Genomic DNA, 19,291 nt, shown 5'->3' with positions numbered 1-19,291 from the left:
AGACAAAATCCAGATGAAGGCATACCCGGTAGAAGTAAAAGCAGGCTTGGTATTTGCATACCTTGGACCACAGCCTGTTCCTTTAATCCCGAACTATGACGTATTTGCTGCAACTGGCGTAGTACGCGATATTGGATATGCGGAGCTTGCGTGTAACTGGCTGCAATGCCAGGAGAATTCACTGGATCCCGTGCACCTCGAGTGGCTTCATGTCGCATGGGCAAATTTCATACGTGAAATGAATGGTGAAGAAGAACGCCGAACGCGCCGTGCCCATAAAGTTATTGCTTTTGATGAATTTGAACATGGGATTATTAAACGTCGAATATGGGAGGGCGGCTCAGAAGAGGATACGGAGTGGAAAGATGGTCATCCCATAGTATTCCCAAATTACTTGCGGCAAGGAGGAGATGGCTTCAACCTTAGCACTCCGACTCGGAATCAAGCTTTCCTCATTGGGCCAGCATTTCAGATACGTACACCTATCGACGATGAAACAACTGCCCATTGGTGGGTAGCATGCTACCCAATGGTTGATGGAGATACTGAACAGACGCCTGAGGAAATACCATTTTACATGCCGCCAGTTCCATCATTAGATGAAAATGGCCAGCCAGTTTATGAAGAGCTTCGAAGTAATTCAGCACAAGACCCCGCAGCTTGGATTACCCAAGGAGCAATTGCGGATAGAACAGGGGAGCACCTTGGTCGATCCGACAAAGGGATCATTATGTTCAGGCAAATGCTCGAAGATAACATGCGCAGGGTAGAAGATGGTGGAGACCCCATGGAAGTCTACCGAGATCCCGAGCAAAATACCTACATACCTTTCATGACGGAACAACACAATTACGTGGATACTTCGTCAAGGCAAGGAGCTGCAACTATGTACAGTCCTATCCTGGACCGAAGAGAAGCTGCAGGGAAAATTTAGGCTACTTGCAATTAAAGTATTGAGATGCACCGTGTCGCGAGGCACGGTGCATCTGTGTAGGAATCGCGACAGATAATGGAGGCAGTATGACAGTAATACTCAATAATGACGACATCGCAAGTGTCCTTACCATGCACGACACGATAAGTTCCCTCAAAACAGCCTATGAACAATTGGCTCGTACCGAGGCTGTATGCAGGCCAAGAATCGATATCAGGCTACCAACCTCAGACCCAAAAAAAATGTACCAGTGGGGAACGATGGAAGGGGGCTCAGCTTCAGGGTATTTTGCTATCCGCATGAAATCTGACATTGTATACGAACAAGAGTACGATGGCGCTCATACTGAGGAAAAATACTGCGTGCAGCCTGGTCTCTTTTGCGGCTTAATTTTACTGATGAATGTTGAAAATGGCGAACCCTTGGCAATCATGAATGACGGATACCTTCAGCATATGCGTGTAGGTGCTGATTCAGGGATAGGAGCTAGTTACATGGCCAAAGAGAACGCCGAAGTTGTCGCAATGATTGGTTCTGGCGGTATGGCACGTTCGCATGCAGAGTCATTTGCGGCTGTCAGAAATATTAAGCGTATCCAAGTATATAGTCCTACTAAGGCTAATCGAGACGCATATGCCAAAGAAATTGAAGATAAATTGGGCATTGAGGTCATACCGGTAGAAAGCGCAGATGCCGCATGTAAAGGGGCAGATATCATTGCCGGATGCACAGATTCAGTGGAGCCCATAATTTTTGGAAAAGATATTGAAGATGGCGCCCACTTGACTTGTGTAGGAGGGCGAATAGACGGGGAAGCCCTTGAGCGAATCGATCGATCTTTGCGACTTGGCTCAGCACCTGCGCCCGTAGGGATTCCTGAAATGGGATTACATGATGAGCTAATTGCTTACGAAGCAAATGCATTTGACGGGAGACCTGCATCAAGCCATCAATCGGAATCGAGAGTTTCCAGAGCACATGGAGTAGTTGCAGAAAATCGAGTAGTTTTCCTTCAAGAGCTATTAGAAGGCGCTGAAGGTAGACCAAGTACATCTTCGGTTACTTACTCCGAAAGAGGGAACATTCAAGGGGCGCAGTTTTTTGCAGTCGCTGGAAGAGCATATGAGCTCGCAATTGCAAAAGGGTTGGGCCATCACATTCCTACGGAATGGTTATTACAAGATATTAGAGACTAAGAGGTAAAAGGTTATGCACGACGGAGAAGATCACGATCATGGCAATGCTTTTGATCTACTAGACAGCGAAGATGCAGAAGATATTGAAGGAATAGAGAAATTCACTTTACGTAGTGTAGGAATAGATATTGGTTCTTCGACCACTCACACTATTTTTTCTCAACTAATTTTGCGACGTGAGGGAGCAGGGCTTTCGGCTAAGTTCGTAGTTACGAACAGAGATGTACTTTACCGCTCCCCTATCATGCTAACTCCGTATTCATCAGGTACAGCAATTGATACAGAAGCAGTCCAAAAGTTTATTGAGACTTCTTACAACGAAGCTGGTTTCACACCAGACGACATCGATACTGGAGCAGTCGTCATCACAGGTGAAGCTCTTAAAAAAGAAAACGCGCAGCCCATACTAGAGTATTTCTCAGAAGAGTCAGGGCGCTTCATTTGCGCCTCTGCAGGTCCTATGCATGAGGCACTGCTCGCTGCTTTTGGGTCTGGAGCAGTCGGAATTTCTAAAAGCCATTCGAATTCTGTCTTAGATGTGGACATGGGTGGGGGAACCACTAAAATTTCCCTCATCAAAGGTGGTGAAATTGCGCAAATGGTCGCAGTTGAAATTGGAGCACGTCTAATCGCATACGACGACTCCATGACCATCACACGCGTAGAGCAACCTGCACGCACGATTATGAAAGCGCTAGGACATGAAATTGAAGTAGGAGAGAAGCTAACAGAATCATTGAGAGAAGAATTTGCTATCAAAATGGCGGATATACTTTTTGATGTCCTTAGTGGCGGAACAGTAGATCCTCTCACTGCATCATTGCTGCTAACCGACGGGCTTGAGGTTAATTCTTTAGAAGACGTTGACCACATTGTGTATTCTGGCGGTGTCTCGGAATATGTCTACGATAGAACTCAAGATGTCTATGGAGATATAGGCCCTTGGTTCGGTAAAGAAGTTAGTGTTCGTTCAAAATCGATTTTGAAACCTGGGGTACTGATTACTCCTTCAGAAGGTATAAGAGCCACCGTTATAGGGGCTGGGGAATACACTTTGCAAGCAAGCGGAAGTACAAGCTATATATCCACACATGATGTACTTCCTGTACGTGGAATCCAGGTAGCAAGAGCCTTTATATACAAAGAGCAAACAAGCGAGGAGATGAAAGCTGCGCTTTTAGCTGGGGTCGGCAAATATGACCTTTCAGAGTTACCTCCAACTATGGTGCTTGCAATGTCTATTGAGGGTCAGCCTGATTACACGTACATAAGGAAATTAGCTGAGTCCATAGTAAGTATTACCAGTAAAGAACATGCATCAGCTCCAGTATTTCTAGTCGTGGATGTAGATGTAGCAAAATCCCTTGGAGGGATTATAAAAGAAGAAATAGGCTTAGATCGTGCAGTTATTGCAATAGATGGAATCGAAGTAGGAGATTTAGATTACGTCGATGTAGGCAAACCGATGGGTGCATCTGAGGTAATACCAGTTACCGTAAAATCATTAGTCTTTTCGATAAGATCTCAGTCAGGATGACTTGATTAGATTTGATTAGATACAAACGGGGAGAACGACTTACCTCCCCGTTTGTATCTAATTTCCTACTTTAAATGCTCTGCAAAAAAAGCTAACGCTTTGGGCCAAGAATCGTTTGCAGCTGCCTCGTTGTAACTTCCGCGATCTTCGCAAAAGAATCCGTGGCCTGCGCCTTCATATACATGGTTTTCTATCGACTTACCTTTAGCTTTAAGGGTCTTTTCAATTTCCTCAACATTAGATACTGGAATACCGCCGTCCTGATCGCCCCAGAATCCAATGATAGGAGCTTGTACTGCATCAGCGGTAGCATCTAAAAGCCTAGGAGTTCCTTCGGCTGCGTCAGGTCGTGGAAGTATTCCGCCTCCATAGTAGACAGCGGCCGCGCTAATGTCGGTGTTTGTTGAGCCCAAATAAGAAACCATTCCGCCAAAGCAAAATCCTACTATCCCAATATTTGAAGCATCTACATTAGGGTTATTTTTTAAATAATCAATTGTGGCCTGTACATCATCTTCGATGTTATCGCCACTAAGCTTTCCGCGTTCGGCAAATGCCTTTTCCATCTCAGAAAAAGGAATATCAATGCCTGATCCGGAGCGATGAAACATTTCTGGAGCTGCAGCGAAATACCCTTCATTAGCAAAACGCTCTGCAATACTTTTTATATTGTTGTTAACTCCAAAAATTTCCTGAATGACGATAATTGCTGGACTCTTATCTGCGCCATCCGGGCGTGAAGTGTGGATAGCCATTTGCTCTCCACCGACACTTACTTCAGCTGTCTCATTAACTGCCATTTCTTCCTCCGTGTGTTGTCCTATGTGCAAGAATCTCTAAATCGGATTCCCTGTTCGCACATAATAACCTAACATGAGGGAAAATTGTGACGCGTAATATGGTAATTTGTAATTACAGAATTAAATGAGATTTTAGTGTGCATAATGAAACGTAATAATGAAGAATTTAATTTGCTTGAGGCTGCAGACAGGGTCTTTCCTGGTGGGAGTTTAGGCAATATCCGATTAGAGGAAGGTTATGATTTTGTAGTCGATTCTGGCAGCGGATCACATATTCGTGATATTAGTGGGAATCACTATATAGACTACCTCCTTGGCTCAGGCCCAATGGTATTAGGACACGCTCACCCTCTGGTAGTAGACGCAGTCACAGAAGTCGTCAAAAAAGGCTCTACTTTTTTCACCCAAAACCGATATGCAATTCAATTAGCCGAGGAGATTATTAAGGCAATGCCTTGTGCTGAGCAAGTACGCTACGTTAGCTCAGGTACAGAAGCTACTTACAACGCTCTTAAAGTGGCTAGGGCGTATACGGGGCGCGATAAGATCTTGAAATTTGAAGGCGGGTTTCATGGAATGCATGATTACTCTCAGATGAGCCTGTCGCCGTCGGGTAACCTCCCTTTCCCTGATCCTGAGCCTAGTTCGGCAGGTATTCCTAAGGTTATTGCTGAAACTGTTCTTGTGGCTCCATATAATGATCTTATATATGTCGCCGAGCTTCTGGAGCGGCATCACAATGAAATCGCAGCAGTAATTGTTGAGCCAGTGCAGCGAATCATAGAACCGCAGCCTGGTTTCTTAGCGGGCCTGAGAGAATTAACTAGAAAATATGATGTGCTACTGGTATTTGACGAAATAGTAACCGGGTTTAGATTAGCCTACGGCGGCGCTCAAGCCTATTACAACGTGGTACCCGACCTAGCAGCAATAGGGAAAATTGTAGGGGGCGGATACCCGTTAGCTGCAGTCGTTGGGAAAGAAGAAATAATGGCGACGTACGATCAAAAATCTGTCAATCCCAGCCAATATATTCCGCACATAGGTACTCTAAATGGAAACCCAGTAGCCTGCGTAGCAGGCCTAACGACATTAGAGATTCTTAGGAATGAATGTTCTTATGAAAATTATCATTCGAAATCCAATTACCTCAAATCTACTCTTCAGGGTTTATTTGACGAAGCTGAAGTGCCTGCCACAGTTACAGGCATAAACATGATGTTTGACGTATTGTTCACAAGCAACCCAATTATTGACTACCGCTCAACACTAACTAATAAAACGCTTAACAAAATATTTGATCGTACGCTCTTAGAGAATGGGATTTTCAAATCTCCGGGGAAATTTTATGTCGGTTTTTGCCATAGCGATGAAGACATCCAACAAACTATAGAGGCCTTTAAACTTGGAGTAGCAGAGGTTCAGAAAGCTAATTAATACATTCATTAGAAAATAGTTCTTCAGGTGTAAATTCCCTAGAGATCAACCCTAAGTTGTAGGAATAACGCACAATAGTCTGAAGTGACTTTCTATTTTCATCAATTCCATTCAAATGAGGAAACAGTCCATTACCTCTAAGCCAGTGGATTGGCAGGCCCATATGTTCTTCATCATTTTGAGCTTCTAAATTGTAAAAATCACGAGCCGTGTCGCATGCACGTAGTATGGCACGTGCAAGCCCTGGGTTTTCATTGAGTGTATTGGTTTTCGCAACAAGCATCACATTTACAGGAAATACATCAAATCGTTGGTAGTATTGGATAGCCTCTTGAAGTGGGTTCTGGAAAAGAGATTTCCTATTCCCCGCGAGACTAGGTCCTGTTCTATCAAACAAAACCGCATCGAGTTCTCCAGATTCTAGTTCTCTTACTTGGTCTCCTCCTTTTGAAACACGGAACCTTTCATCTCTTGCATATTCAATTTTCATTAACGAATTGGGTTCAGCTTCCACCCAGTCAATTTTTGTTAAATCAACATCATACTGGTCTGCCAATATACCTCTCATCCAAGTACCAGGGTTAAAACCCCATCCTCGAATACCTACTCTTTTTCCTTCTAAATCTTTAGCTGTTTTAATACCTGAGTTCTCGGTAGTTTGAACACCCAGGTGAGGGAATGAGACGTCAGGGAAAACAGGTATTCCTATCAGCTGCTCTCCTTGATCAAGAGCAATCAGGTAATTCGTCATAGGAATAACCATTACATCATAAGGAGGGTCTTGAAAAAGCTCGGCATAAACTGAACCAGCCCCTCCTTGGGGCCAAACAATCTCTACGTCAAATCCTTCAATTTTAACTCTCCCGCTTGCAAGGTGCTGAGCCGCATATTCATGGTCTGCCATTAGTGTTATTGTCATAGTTACTCCGGTATAGGATATCCGTCTGACCTTCGATCAGTACCTCCAGCATGTACACCTCTAGCATGATCAATACCAATAAGCTGCACTGCTCCAGGGGTACCTACCAATGGATATTCAACTATTTTATGCCCTTTTTCTTCAATTTCTGATCTAATAGAGGAAGAGAAGCCTTCCTCCATTCGTAAGACCATCTCTTCATCAATTGTACGAGGGTCCGTACCAGGGAAATGCGCCCACCTTGGAGCATCTGCAGCTTCCTGAACATCCATACCGTGGTCAATCACATTTGAAATAGTTTGTGCGTTCCACTGAGGCTGATTATCTCCACCAGGCGTACCGCCAACGAGCACAGGCTTATCATCCTTGAATACCATATATGTATGTATTGTATTAATGGTTTTCTTACCCGGGGCAATCACATTCACATGCCCTTCATCTAAGTAGAAACCTCTCCCTGCTCGGTCATTTAATAAGATGCCAGTATCACCTGCTACAAAACCACTTCCGAAGTATTGCGACAGGCTATGAATGAATGAAAGTGCGTTGCCTTCACTATCAATTACATTAAAGTATGAAGTACTAGGGTTCGGGGAAGCCGAATTTAACAATTCTCCGGCTGGAACGATTTCTGCCATAGACTGAGGATCAATACGATCCCGCCTGCTTGCAGCATATTCCTTCGACAGTAACTCTTCCATGGGAACTTTAACGAACTCAGGGTCCCCCACATAAGCCAAACGGTCTGCAAATGCCAAACGTTTCGCTTCAATCATAGTATGGATTGATTCGGGCGTATTGTGTCCCATTTTTGCCAAATCAAATCCATCAAGGATGCTCAATATTTCTAGTGTCAATACGCCCTGTGATGGTAAGTCTGTTGCATACACAGTGTGTCCGTGAAATTCAATTGAAGGCGGGTTCTCATAAAGCATAGTTTCTTGATTAGCTAAATCTGATTCGTCAATCAACCCACCGGATTCGATAATGGCCTTTGCTAGTTCTTTTGCAAGAGCACCTTTATAAAATTCATCTGGGCCACCCTCTGCAATTCTTCTTAGAGAATCAGCCAAGTTCCTTTGAATCAACACGTCACCCAATTCATATGGAGAGCCGTCTCCTTTAATGAATATTTTCTTCGTAGACGGGTACTTTGCTAATTTGTCATAAAAAGGCTTCACAAAGTAACTTGCTGAACGTACCGGGAGAGGGAATCCGTTCTCAGCCAGATCGATAGCTGGCTGAAGTAGATCGCTCAAACTCTTTGTACCAAATTTATCTAAAATGGTTTGCCAAGCATGTACTTCGCCAGGAACAGCAGGTGTCAATGGGCCGTCAGGTGGCATTTTTACGTAACCAAGGTCGACAAAATACTCCCTCGTTGCCCCAAGAGGTGCACGCCCAGACCCAGAAATCCCGTAAATTTTATTTGATTTTGCATGGTAGAGCAGTGCAAAAACTTCGCCTCCTAATCCGCACATCATAGGCAATGTCACTGCTTCAGCCGCTGCCACTGCTACAGCAGCATCAAAAGCGTTGCCCCCTTCTCTCATCACCTGAGCACCGATTGATCCAGCGAGTGGAGATGCTGACCCAACAAGTCCTTTTGTAGTGAGAACAGGACTATGTGATTTATAAACGCCATTCATATTTGGTCACCTTGAAGTAGAGATAGTAAAGTCATGATATGCTCGATGCAGTAAGGTCTCAACCTTAGTATAAACTTAAACTCCTGCCTATATAATTTGAGGTATAAGATGCACGATGAACCATGGGCTCATCTTCACGATCCTGATGAAGAGCGACTAGCAAAATTAAATGTTGAATTAAACAACCCGGATCACGACTACTACCACTATGAGACTATTGAGCTAAAAACTGTAGGTATCGATATTGGCTCGTCTACGTCTCACCTAATGTTTTCTAATATTACCCTCCAGCGCATACAGGAAATGCACTCCAGTAGATACGTTGTTGTGGATCGGCAGACTCTATACAAGTCGGACATTCTGCTAACTCCGTATACGTCTGATAATTTAATAAATACTGACGAATTAGAATCATTTGTAAGCTCTGCTTATAGAGAAGCAGAAGTAACACCCTCTGACATTGATAGTGGTGCAATTATTTTGACAGGAGAAGCAATAAAGCGCAGGAACGCACATTCTATAGCAGATTTATTTGCCGACTCTGCTGGTAAATTTGTCTGTGCATCTGCAGGGCATAATCTCGAGTCAATCCTTGCAGCGAACGGCTCGGGTGCAGTGAAATTATCTCGAAACCCTCGACAAATTGTATTAAATGTTGATATTGGCGGAGGCACCACCAAGTTTGCTTTAGTAGAGGCTGGAAGGATTAAGCAAACTGCCGCAATAAATGTGGGTGGAAGGCTTATAGCTACTGATGATCAAGGGAAAATCATCAGGATAGAAGATGCAGCAAGGTTAGCTGCAGAATCAATTTCACTCGATCTTAAACTTGGGGAGTCATTATCTGAAAGTAATCGTAAAGCAATAGCTAATACTCTCGCCTCATGCCTGATTGAACTAATTCATGGTAATCAACGATCACCTTTAACAGAAGCATTATTACTCACTCCGGATCTTCCTCAGGATATATTCTTCGACTCCATTGTTTTCTCTGGCGGAGTTTCAGAGTATATATATGAGCTTGAAACAAACGATTTCGGAGATCTTGCAGTTCCATTGGCAGAGCATTTGCGCGGGAAGATTGCAACTTCGGAGATCGTAAAGCCTGTAGCAAGCGCTACAGAACGCATACGTGCAACAGTAATTGGAGCTTCTCAATTTACTGTACAACTCAGCGGGAACACCTTATCTATTTCTGATCCAAACCTTCTGCCTTTCCGGAATATTCCAGTGCTGATATCAAAGTTAAGTGAAGATTATGTCGTTGAACCGGAAGAAGTAGTTGAGTTAGTACAAAGTGCATTCAGTCGACAAGATCTTATTGAAGGCGATCAGCAAGTAGCCTTAGCATTCGATTGGGACGGGCTTCCCAGATACAGCCAGTTACGGAAAATAGCTGATGGAATAGTTCAATCCCTTCCCAATACCATCGCTAGTGGATCCCCATTAATGCTTATATTTACGGGAGATTTTGCCAAAATCATTGGAGACACCATTTCAAAAGATATAGGTTTACGGAACCCTGTGATATCCATTGATAATTTGTATTTACAAGAATTTGATTACATTGATGTAGGCGAAATGATTTACCCGGCAAGAGTTGTTCCCGTAGTAGTCAAATCGTTGCTGTTTCCTGAAATTGAAAATCAAACTTCTGAGATAATCAATTAGTCAGTTCCGTTGTCATCCAAAAAGCGCTGGGCAATAGATGAACTCGTAAGGCGGCGGTACCATCTGGATGTAAATACCAGCCAGAGCGCTGCGAATATTGCTAGTGCAATACCACTCCATAAGATCGTAACGGCTGTCAAGCCTCCAGGTGTAGGCCCAAGCCATGTTCGCGAAGGGTTTTCGGAATCGTATGTAACAACGACATCATCGCCGTTTTCAAAGAACAACAAGCATTTATTAGCAGGGCGTGGGCCTCTACGTTTGCACGGGTCTTCTCTGGCAACTACAACATTTCTTCCGTCTTTAGCCTCAAATGTAAGTTTGCCATCCTCATAAGTAGCCATTGAGGATTCAGTCCGCTCTGCAAGATTCCCAACATTATTTAAAAGTAAGGTACCTAGAAGCATGAAGCAAACCGCTACTGTAAGTGCAATAATTGCATGTGTAGGTCGGACTTGAAAACCTTCAACCAGCAGTCTTTTCATGAGAACACTATAAATCTATCTACTACGAAAAATTAAATGCTGCAATAGAAGAGAGAGGACTCTCTGGAGCCCTCTCTCTTTATATATCCTATTAACTAGCCACCGAAGAGCTCCATGATACTCTTTAGTCCAAACCAATCCAGTATAAATGCCTTTGGCCAGAAAACGGCAAGCAGGTAGTCAAAGAAGAGCATATTCAGCGTAAGTATCAAAACTCCTGCTATTGAACCACCGATCACGCCTGTGCGATTTGAATTAACTATGGACACAATGTTCCATTGCGGTGGGCGGTTCCACATCATTGCGGGCGGGCCAATTGTAGCGATGAATAAAGCTCCCCATTTCAAGCCGTCTTGGAAAAGTCCTGCAATGATCAACATCGTCGATAGTAATACGAGGAAAATAATTCCTGCAGAGCGAGCTCCAGCAACTCCTTCGCTTCGTATTCCTATATCCATGATGGCTCCAGTTTTTGCACCAAACCCTTCACGCAAGAACTGCATTGAAGACAAGGCGAGGCCAAGAATTGACAATCCCATCGGGAACCATTTACCCATGAACGAGAAGGATGAAGATTCATAGACCGCATACGCCATCAATAGAACCATTACACCTGAGAAAACTTGATCAGGGTGAAATTTCCATCGTAGTGATTGCAATCTACCCGCAAGGCCGCCTGCATTTGCTGCAGGGTCAGCAGGTGCGCCCATATTCATATATCTTGTAAACACTGCCGCTATAGTAATGGCGAGTACAACTAAAACAATAAACAACGGTCGAGTGAAAGTGCCTACCCAGTCATAACGGCCAACTGAATTTGTGATATTTGACTCAATTATCGGGCCAAGTATGAATCCAATCAGTAAAGGCGGTCGCGGCCATCGGTATTTCTTCATAAGCATGCCCAAAGTGGCACCTACAAGCACTATACCAATCGCGCTTACATCCCTAGTGTCCTGGAACGCGGCCAACAATGAAATCGGGATAATCAGGAACCCGAGTACTGGGTAAGGAATCAATGTCAGCCTGGCCATTTGTCGAGTGAAACCTAAGCCAAGCATAGTTACAAACAAGTTACCTAATCCAAGGCTAAGAACGATCATTATCGTAATATCAGCATGGTCTTCAAGCATTCTCTGCCCCGGGGCTATCCCATAGGCAAGCATAGCGACTATGACGAAGGCCCAAGCGCGTCCACCCGGAATACCTAGAGCGAGGGTAGGTATAGCCTGCCCTCCTTCCTTAGCATTCTGGGCAGATTCCGCAAAAAGTACACCGTCAAGGTTTCCTCTACCAAATTGACTTTTATCTTTGGTCCAAAATATACCGAAAGCGTATGACATCCAGTCAACCACACCGCTCCCTATGCCAGGGACCGCACCAAGGAAAACTCCGAACAACGACTGGCGAATCGCCATGGGCCAGCGGCTGAAACCGTACCTAGCCCCTCTGAAAATCTCGTTGTAACTGATCTTTGCATCTTTGGGAGCTAGAGGCTTCCTCGTCATTGTTAAATCTATGATTTCAGGAAGAGCGAAAACACCAATTGTCGTAGCAATAAGCGGCAGTCCATCGAAAAGCCATTGTTGATCATACATAAATCGCAGATCCAAGCTTACTTTCCCCGGACCAACAACACTGACTAACATGCCCAGCACAGCTGCAAAAATACCTTTAATCATCGCACCGCCACTAAGCGCTGCAACCATTGCGACACCAAACATTGCCATTGCAGCAATTTCCGCAAAACCAAAGGCCAATACGAAAGGCGATATGACAGGAATAATGAATGCTAGAGAAACTGCACCTACAACACCACCAATCGCAGAAACTGCATATACTGCACCCAAAGTGTGAGCAGCCTCACCTCTTTGTGCTAATTGGTTACCTTCTAAAAAGGTTACCTGAGTAGCACCTCCGGGCATTCCCAGTAAGATTGAAGGAATTGAATCAAGGGTATTATCAATACCTGTAAGTGTAGCCAGCATTGCTAGACCAATTACTGGGTCTTGAACTGAAATAACAATGAAGGGGATGGTAATTGCCATCACCAAAGTAGCTGAAATACCAGGTATAAGTGCTATAGGCACTGTAATAAATACAGCCGCCATGAAACCAGCCCAGTATCCCCAAGTACCTAAATAAGATAATCCCGCCCAGAAATCAGCAAGCATAGCTGTACTCCCAGTTACAAATTCAAAAGGGGGACGGCCGTAACCGTCCCCCTATTACTGTCAACTAATTCGTCCTATCCACCCAAATACTGTGGGAAGAACTTAGATAGCAATCGGTTCTTCTGCTCTTCAATTATTGCAGCGGAACCTTGAAGCAGTGCTTCATTTTCCTTAGTGGCATCACCAAGGGCTTTACGGTCCATCCATCCAGGTTCCTCACCAGCAACACCAGCGTACTTCGAAATAAGGTCTTTATCAGTAGTTAGTGCTTTCTCAAAAGCTGCTGACATTGCATCAGCTATTTCGTCAGAGGTTCCAGGTGGCAACCATAGGGACTTCGAAGCGTAGTTTGTTGGTCCCATCATGGAATTAAACACGTTGTCCTGTTCGTCGTTTAAAGCATCGCGAACGTCAGGGCAGTGAGGCTCTGTCTGAGCATTAGCTCGAAGTGTACCAGGGCCCATTCCTGCATAGGAACGCATTAAGCCTGAAGGAATCCAGTCTGGATGCTCCACAGGGAAGCGGTACCAGAGGCTCGATCGAACTGTACTGTTGATATCACCGCGTGCCCACATAGTCTTAACGGCGTTAGTATCAACGGTGTCAAAGGCAAAGTATTTAAACGGAATGTCCAACTGTTCCGAAGCATAAACGGAAGCTAGGAATGTTGGGTTTCCTTCAGAAATGTCTGAAATTTCGTCAGCAAGCAAGAACTGCCCGTGATCTCCACCGCCAGTACTGCTCATACCTGAGAAGTCAGCAAGACACTTGGTAGCAGCATCTGCACCAAGGTTACCAGTTGGGTCGTAAGTCATCCAAGAACGAGTCGGGTCAATAGTAGAACCCAACGCCTGGAATGTGCTTCGCTTGATGTACTTAGTGTCTTCCTCAAAACCAAAAGCTAACTGAGGCGTGCTGTTCCAAGAGACGTAGGTTCCATCCGTAGGAGCTTCAGTAGCAGCATAGAGATACTCTAGTGGCTTGTTTGGCTGGTTGGTAAATACGACGCGAGGGTTACCAGGTATGTACTTGCTCATGAAAGCAGCCATTACACGACCCTGTGTGTCTGTACCACCACCAGGTGATGAGTTAGCGACAATACGAATAGTCTTTCCTTCGAAAGAAATCGCTGGCGCTGCAGGTGCCGCAGCCTCGCTACTTGTAGGTGTAGCTGTTGCAGCAGGTTTGCGCTCTACAGGCCTTGGAGTTGCTGTAGGAGCTGGTTTTGGAGTAGCAGTTGGCGCTGCCGCTGCTGGAGCAGAGGCTGCTGGTGCAGGTGTCGGGTCATCCCCGCCACATGCAACAAGTGCCATCATCATTGTGGCACCGAGAGCTACACCTGTTAACCATTTACTAGGTTGGATTTTCATATCCCCTCCCGTGATATTTGTTCTTGGGCTTACGCACCAAGTTATTAGCGAACTGGCGGGGTTCTGTGACCACACCTAGATTCCGCGAATATTTATCATGATAGTCGCAATTATATTGCCAAATTATATTACAAAACAGTATCCTAATAATTGTAATTTCATTTATATAATAGAGAAAAAATGCTAGGCAAATTGCTAAAAGAACACCATATATCGCGATCCAGTTTGGCGTACAAGCTGAATGTAACACTGCAGACTGTTCATAACTGGTGCAGTGGAAGAATAGTAATACCAAGTCAAAAAATAGCCGGAGTATGTGACGCTTTAGAGAGTTTCGGGGTCCCTAAAGAGCAGCTCACCAACTTAACTTTAGATCATCTTCATTTACAAGGACTTCCATCTGATCGGATTATAAAGAATCCTAATGACACAGTTCCTACAATCATGCTAATTACGTGGGATCTCATGAACCCTAGCCTATTTGGACCAATTGCAAAGGTCGCAAGATCGACTCTCGAAGGGTTAGGTTACCGGTGTTTAATATTAGACTGCAGCGCAGAACATAGAATACGAAGATTTTATATTAACGAAGCAATTCGAACTGGCATATCCGGACTGCTTTTCTGCGGTGTTCCAGGCGAAGTACCTGACCCTGACAGTGATTTATTGGATTCTCTTGAGCCAGCTATTTCAGCGCAGATACCGTGCGTCCTGCTCAAGCCCTGGACAGGGCCTATTAATCTACCTCCAGGAGTCGCCAGTATCGGCTGGGATTCGATAGCTGCGGTCCAATTGGCTCTAAAGATATTGGTCGATGAGGGACATTCCAAGATTCGTGCGCTACTTGCAGGGACAGGAGCAGGATTTGGGGGTCGATTTCGAGGAATCGATCAAGCATGGAAAAATTTGAACCTGGAATTTGATGAAGAGGAATCTATCATTTGGTCTCCATCAGGACAGGACACGACAGAGGTAAAAGATATTTTGACTCAATGCAGTGCAATTTTTACGACTCCGTCCCACCTACAGCTTTTAGCAAGAGCGTGCTTTGAAAGCAGCACTCGTTGGCCTAGGGACTTAAGCGTCACTTCACTAGGCAACAGAGATTTTATTCCTCAGCTAGATAGAAATCCTTTTACGTTTGTAAATCTTCCAATTGGTCGCGTAAGTAGAGGAGCCGCGCAATTGCTTACTAGCATGATTCAGGGTGAGCGTTTTCAAACAGGGCAGGAATATATTATTTACGGGGCTAGCACAATGGTTGTAGAAAACCTGATAGGAGGGTCTATTGCGGAGCCTCATAAGAGATTGGCTACTTCTTCACTTTAGTAAGTGTTTCGCGTAAAAGAAACCCTACAAGTGAAGAGGAACTCAATGCGCAAACTGCCATTATCAGAAAAGCAGATCCAAATCCAACGCCCCCAGCAATCGTTGCAGTAGCTATAATAAATACACCCGGGTTGCTCATGGATCCTGCTTCTGCGATGAGCCTGTTGACTCCAAAAAATTTACCACGTGCTTCTGCAGGGGCAATGTCCGAGCCAAGCGTTTGCATCGATCCAGCCATGAATGAAACAGCTAAATTAATAAAAACAAATGCACCAATAAACAATGCGAGCGGTTGCTCATACGCAGCGACAATGGCCATGAAAAAAAGGCCTATGCCGAGAGTCGCGCTAGCAGGGACTATCGTCCTTTTACGCCCAAACCTATCCATTATCTGGCCTGCAGTGAGGGTCACAGGAATGCTCACAAACCCCATTGCCGTAATCAACCCTCCAAGCTCGACTGAACCTAAGCCATATGCGTAAGCTGCAAATATTACGTATATACCCGATTGCCCCTGAACGCCTCCACGACCTACGTTAGCCAAAAATTGCGCCGCAAAAAGAACGATTACTGATCGAGTAAGTAATTTACTCCATGAGGTAGCACTGCTCGATATATCCTCGCCTCGCCTTCGAGCTAATACTGTAGGCGCAGTTTCCTTGATAAGAAGATAGGAAGGTACAGTAGCAAGTAATGACGCAATTCCAAACATTAAGAAAGGAGTTCGTAATCCGTAGAACTCACCAATAATCCCGCCAAGAATTGGGCCAACCATGATTCCAGTACGATTAACTCCCGCCATCCCAGTAATCATTCGACCACGGCTCTGCGGAGCACCGGAGTCCGCAATAGCAGCTAATCGACTCATTTGCCAAATTTGTTGCGCAATTCCGCCTATTGAAAGGTATAAAAGAAGCTCAAGGTAAGATGTCGCTATAAATGATAAAAATGCAGACACGGCAGTAATTAACGGCCCTGCAATCAACATTTTCCTACGACCTATTCGATCTATCAGATAACCAGTTGGCAACGTAGCAAATACGCCACCAAGCATAGGCGCAAAAACAGTTAAGCCTGCTCCAGCTGCATTAGCTCCGAAATCCAGTGCAATTAATGGTAAAATTGGAGCAGTAAATCCACGTCCTAAGCCAAGTAAAAACGCCGGGCCAAAAAGTGAAAAAAGTGCATCATTCTTGGAAATCCACTCTCGGATTCGTCCATTTTTTGTATTTTGAGTGTCTATATAGTCACCTAATATCTGAGCTAAGAAATAGCGTCAGCAAGTCTATCAATTTGCTCAGGGTTAGCAGTGACAGGCCTCAGAATTATCTCATCTGTACCAAGGCTTTCATGCATCGAAATTGCATCTCTAATTATTGATTTGGAGGTAGGTTGCGCTCGCCCTTGGCGAGTCGCCCCAGCTGTACCAGCCCCTCCATAATAATCGCCTAGTGCATTGGCTACCGCATCTTCTGCTCCTTCGCCTAACGCGCAAGGCAATGTAACTATGATTCTAGGTTCTCCTGATCTATCTGCATCAGCCCATGATTTCTTTACTTGGTCGATAACATCTTTCGCCCATTCCTCTTCAAGTGCTCGACCTCCCATTACATAGCCATTTGCAAATTTACCTACACGCGCCATTGCACGCGGATGTGTACCACCAATAAGTATTTCGGGCCCTCCTTTTTGGACAGGAGCAGGCCCAACAGGTCGCTGCGCACCTTCTATGATTTCACCAGCCCAAATACGACGCATAAAAACCAATTGCTCTTCAAATCTTTTCCCTCTATCGTGGAATTCAACAGGAGCAACGATAGCGTCATCTTCTCGGCCACCTACAGCAAGGCCTAAAGTCAGTCGTCCATTAGAAATTGCATCGATGGTTGCGGCTTCTTTAGCAAGAACTCCTGCATTTCGGACCGGAGCAAGTAGTATCGCAGTAACTAATCGAATTCTTTTTGTAATTGCAGCCACAGCGGCAAGCTCAATCATTGCTTCAAAATTATCGTATGCCAAGCGATCAAGAGCAGAAAAAGAGGAGAAGGGCCCTTCATCAGCTTTTCGGGCAACAGTAGAAATATAATCCCAACTATCTGTAGGCATTTTAAATGGTAGCCCTATTCCAATTTTCATGCTTATTTACCTCTAAATATCGGTTTACGTTTTTCTAAGAAAGCTTTAACAGCTTCTTTATGGTCATCTGATCGTCTAGCAAGTTCTTGAGCAGTTTGTGCCAATGACAAACTATCTGCAAGCGACATTTGAAATGACTGCTGCACCAGATATTTAGTCAGCGACATAGAGTAAGTGGCACCTTCAGCAAGCCTCTTAGCAAATTCAACTACCGATGCCATCAATTCATCATGAGGGTGGACTTTACTAACTAAGTTCATACGGTAAGCCTCATGTGCATCAAGCCGGTCTCCAGTATATTGCATATAGTAAGTATTGCTCAGGCCAATTAAATGCGGTAATTGCCAGCAGGATCCATCTCCTGGAACAAGGCCCATTCTCACAAAAGCTTCAGCAAACTGAGCGTTCTCAGAAGCAATCCTTATATCGCATGACAATGCAATTCCCAGCCCAACTCCAACCGCATGGCCGTTAACTGCTGCTATTGTAGGTTTTTGTATTTCATTAATTCTTAAAGGCACGTTTGAAACAGAGCCAAACCCTGCATGCTTACGATCGATTTGATGGTGCCCTAAGCGAGCTTCCATTCCCCCCCAGGGTAAAGAATTCGTGCTATCCGTGCTTAAATTATCTATAGCCTGATCGAATTTTTTTATATTAGCCCCAGAGCAAAAAGAGGGGTCTAATCCAGTCAATATTAAGACTTTCTCATCCGAACTAGATTCAAAAATTTCAAAGGCATCATAAAGCTCTAATGCCATTTCAGGACTAAGCGCATTACGCGTCTGAGGGTCACTTAATGTAATTACCGTAACACCATCTGAGCGATTTATATCTATAAAATTATTAGTCATTTTCACTCCGGAACACATTTTAAGGATGTACTCGTTCTATGCCAACTGCTACTCTGGTCCCTGCAATGGATTGACCTTGGTAATAATCGAATTTAGTCTCAATGTACAAAACCATGAGGTGTATCAATGGGTGTAGGAACAATATCAAACGCAGTATACGACCGTATAGGTGGCGTATTGGAGCGTGCATTAACCGGGCTTACCTTAGAGCAATTGATTACTCAGCCTGCTGGACCTGAAAGCAATCCAATAGGATGGGTTGCTTGGCATCTCGCACGTACACAGGATCATAATTATTCCATACTTTTAAATAAACCTTCACTATGGGTAGAAAAAAAATGGCATGAACAATTCAATTTGCCTGAAAATACAGGTACTGGAAATGGTGATTCCTTAGAAAAAGTACGTGCTTTTGACCCTATAAATTCAGACACGCTTCTTTCCTATTTTAAAGCTGCGCGTGAAAGATCCAGGGAATTTTTAGACAATTTAACAGAGGAAGATCTTGATAGTCCTAGCCCTGAGTCAATGAGGGAGCGTGATCAAATATTAAAGGTTACTATTGCCAGAGTAACAGGCGATTTAATGCAACACATTGGTCAGATAGCGTATATCCGTGGTCTGGTTGACGAACATGGATGGTACGGCGCCTAAATCAAACGTGGAATTGAGGTATTTCAAATGCTTACAGCGGAACAAAATCATAAATTGACAAGCATCATGCCCGGCACGCCAATGGGTGAACTCATGCGTCGTTACTGGCATCCCATTGCTGCTGCTTCTGAATTGGATGAAAAGCC

General features: G+C 44.4%; 16 protein-coding genes. 7 read left to right on the top strand and 9 right to left on the bottom strand.

Annotated elements, in window-relative coordinates:
* From MK127_07675 to MK127_07665, 3 genes are all read left to right on the top strand, one after another.
* A partial coding sequence (locus tag MK127_07675; protein ID MCH2532670.1) for an aromatic ring-hydroxylating dioxygenase subunit alpha occupies positions 1-934 on the top strand: 934 nt, incomplete at its 5' end.
* An 86-nt stretch (positions 935-1,020) separates the two neighbouring features.
* A complete protein-coding gene (locus MK127_07670; protein MCH2532669.1) occupies positions 1,021-2,130 on the top strand; it encodes an ornithine cyclodeaminase family protein in 1,110 nt (369 codons plus the stop codon).
* 13 nt (positions 2,131-2,143) lie between these two features.
* Positions 2,144-3,667, top strand: a complete 1,524-nt coding sequence (locus MK127_07665) for an ethanolamine ammonia-lyase reactivating factor EutA (GenBank protein MCH2532668.1) — start codon at positions 2,144-2,146, stop codon at positions 3,665-3,667.
* Between the two features lie 65 nt (positions 3,668-3,732).
* On the opposite strand, the gene MK127_07660 is transcribed toward MK127_07665, so the two are convergent.
* The gene (locus MK127_07660) at positions 3,733-4,467 is read right to left on the bottom strand and encodes a dienelactone hydrolase family protein (GenBank protein MCH2532667.1); all 735 of its coding nucleotides are present in this window, start codon (positions 4,465-4,467) and stop codon (positions 3,733-3,735) included.
* 144 nt (positions 4,468-4,611) lie between these two features.
* Here MK127_07660 and MK127_07655 point away from each other — a divergent pair, with 144 nt between their 5' ends.
* Entirely contained in the window at positions 4,612-5,904 is a 1,293-nt protein-coding gene (locus tag MK127_07655) for an aminotransferase class III-fold pyridoxal phosphate-dependent enzyme (protein ID MCH2532666.1), read from the top strand.
* Here the strand turns inward: MK127_07655 and MK127_07650 are convergent.
* Entirely contained in the window at positions 5,897-6,823 is a 927-nt protein-coding gene (locus MK127_07650) for an ABC transporter substrate-binding protein (GenBank protein ID MCH2532665.1), read from the bottom strand. The genes MK127_07655 and MK127_07650 overlap by 8 nt on opposite strands.
* A 2-nt stretch (positions 6,824-6,825) precedes the next feature.
* On the bottom strand, positions 6,826-8,472 hold the full coding sequence (gene ggt, locus MK127_07645) for a gamma-glutamyltransferase (protein ID MCH2532664.1): 1,647 nt from the start codon (positions 8,470-8,472) through the stop codon (positions 6,826-6,828).
* Between the two features lie 108 nt (positions 8,473-8,580).
* Between ggt and MK127_07640 the strand changes: the two genes are divergently transcribed.
* A complete protein-coding gene (locus MK127_07640; protein ID MCH2532663.1) occupies positions 8,581-10,143 on the top strand; it encodes an ethanolamine ammonia-lyase reactivating factor EutA in 1,563 nt (520 codons plus the stop codon).
* On the opposite strand, the gene MK127_07635 is transcribed toward MK127_07640, so the two are convergent.
* The 3 genes from MK127_07635 to MK127_07625 form a co-directional block, all read right to left on the bottom strand.
* The gene (locus MK127_07635; GenBank protein ID MCH2532662.1) at positions 10,140-10,628 is read right to left on the bottom strand and encodes a DUF3592 domain-containing protein; all 489 of its coding nucleotides are present in this window, start codon (positions 10,626-10,628) and stop codon (positions 10,140-10,142) included. The two genes, MK127_07640 and MK127_07635, sit on opposite strands and share 4 nt — an antisense overlap.
* A 95-nt stretch (positions 10,629-10,723) precedes the next feature.
* Positions 10,724-12,802 carry a tripartite tricarboxylate transporter permease gene (locus MK127_07630; GenBank protein ID MCH2532661.1) on the bottom strand — a complete coding sequence of 693 codons (2,079 nt, stop codon included), beginning with the start codon at positions 12,800-12,802 and terminating at the stop codon, positions 10,724-10,726.
* A 74-nt stretch (positions 12,803-12,876) separates the two neighbouring features.
* Positions 12,877-14,172, bottom strand: a complete 1,296-nt coding sequence (locus MK127_07625) for a hypothetical protein (GenBank protein MCH2532660.1) — start codon at positions 14,170-14,172, stop codon at positions 12,877-12,879.
* A 180-nt stretch (positions 14,173-14,352) separates the two neighbouring features.
* On the opposite strand from MK127_07625, the gene MK127_07620 reads away from it, so the two are divergent.
* Entirely contained in the window at positions 14,353-15,501 is a 1,149-nt protein-coding gene (locus MK127_07620; protein ID MCH2532659.1) for a substrate-binding domain-containing protein, read from the top strand.
* Here the strand turns inward: MK127_07620 and MK127_07615 are convergent.
* The 3 genes from MK127_07615 to MK127_07605 form a co-directional block, all read right to left on the bottom strand.
* Positions 15,485-16,606, bottom strand: coding sequence for an MFS transporter (locus MK127_07615; protein MCH2532658.1), 1,122 nt, complete (start codon positions 16,604-16,606; stop codon positions 15,485-15,487). The genes MK127_07620 and MK127_07615 overlap by 17 nt on opposite strands.
* Positions 16,607-16,764: 158 nt before the next feature.
* Positions 16,765-17,637, bottom strand: a complete 873-nt coding sequence (locus MK127_07610; protein MCH2532657.1) for an LLM class flavin-dependent oxidoreductase — start codon at positions 17,635-17,637, stop codon at positions 16,765-16,767.
* A gap of 2 nt (positions 17,638-17,639) precedes the next feature.
* Positions 17,640-18,491: an enoyl-CoA hydratase-related protein gene (locus tag MK127_07605; GenBank protein MCH2532656.1), complete on the bottom strand. Its 852-nt coding sequence runs from the start codon at positions 18,489-18,491 to the stop codon at positions 17,640-17,642.
* A gap of 126 nt (positions 18,492-18,617) precedes the next feature.
* Between MK127_07605 and MK127_07600 the strand changes: the two genes are divergently transcribed.
* A complete protein-coding gene (locus tag MK127_07600; GenBank protein MCH2532655.1) occupies positions 18,618-19,145 on the top strand; it encodes a DinB family protein in 528 nt (175 codons plus the stop codon).
* The last annotated feature ends 146 nt before the right edge of the window (positions 19,146-19,291 follow it).

The organism is Dehalococcoidia bacterium, assembly GCA_022449765.1.
In the GTDB taxonomy this organism is placed as follows: Bacteria; Chloroflexota; Dehalococcoidia; order Lucifugimonadales; family Australimonadaceae; genus UBA2963.
The sequence above is the reverse complement of the archived record's forward strand: the minus strand, read 5'-3'. Positions and strand labels throughout refer to the sequence as shown.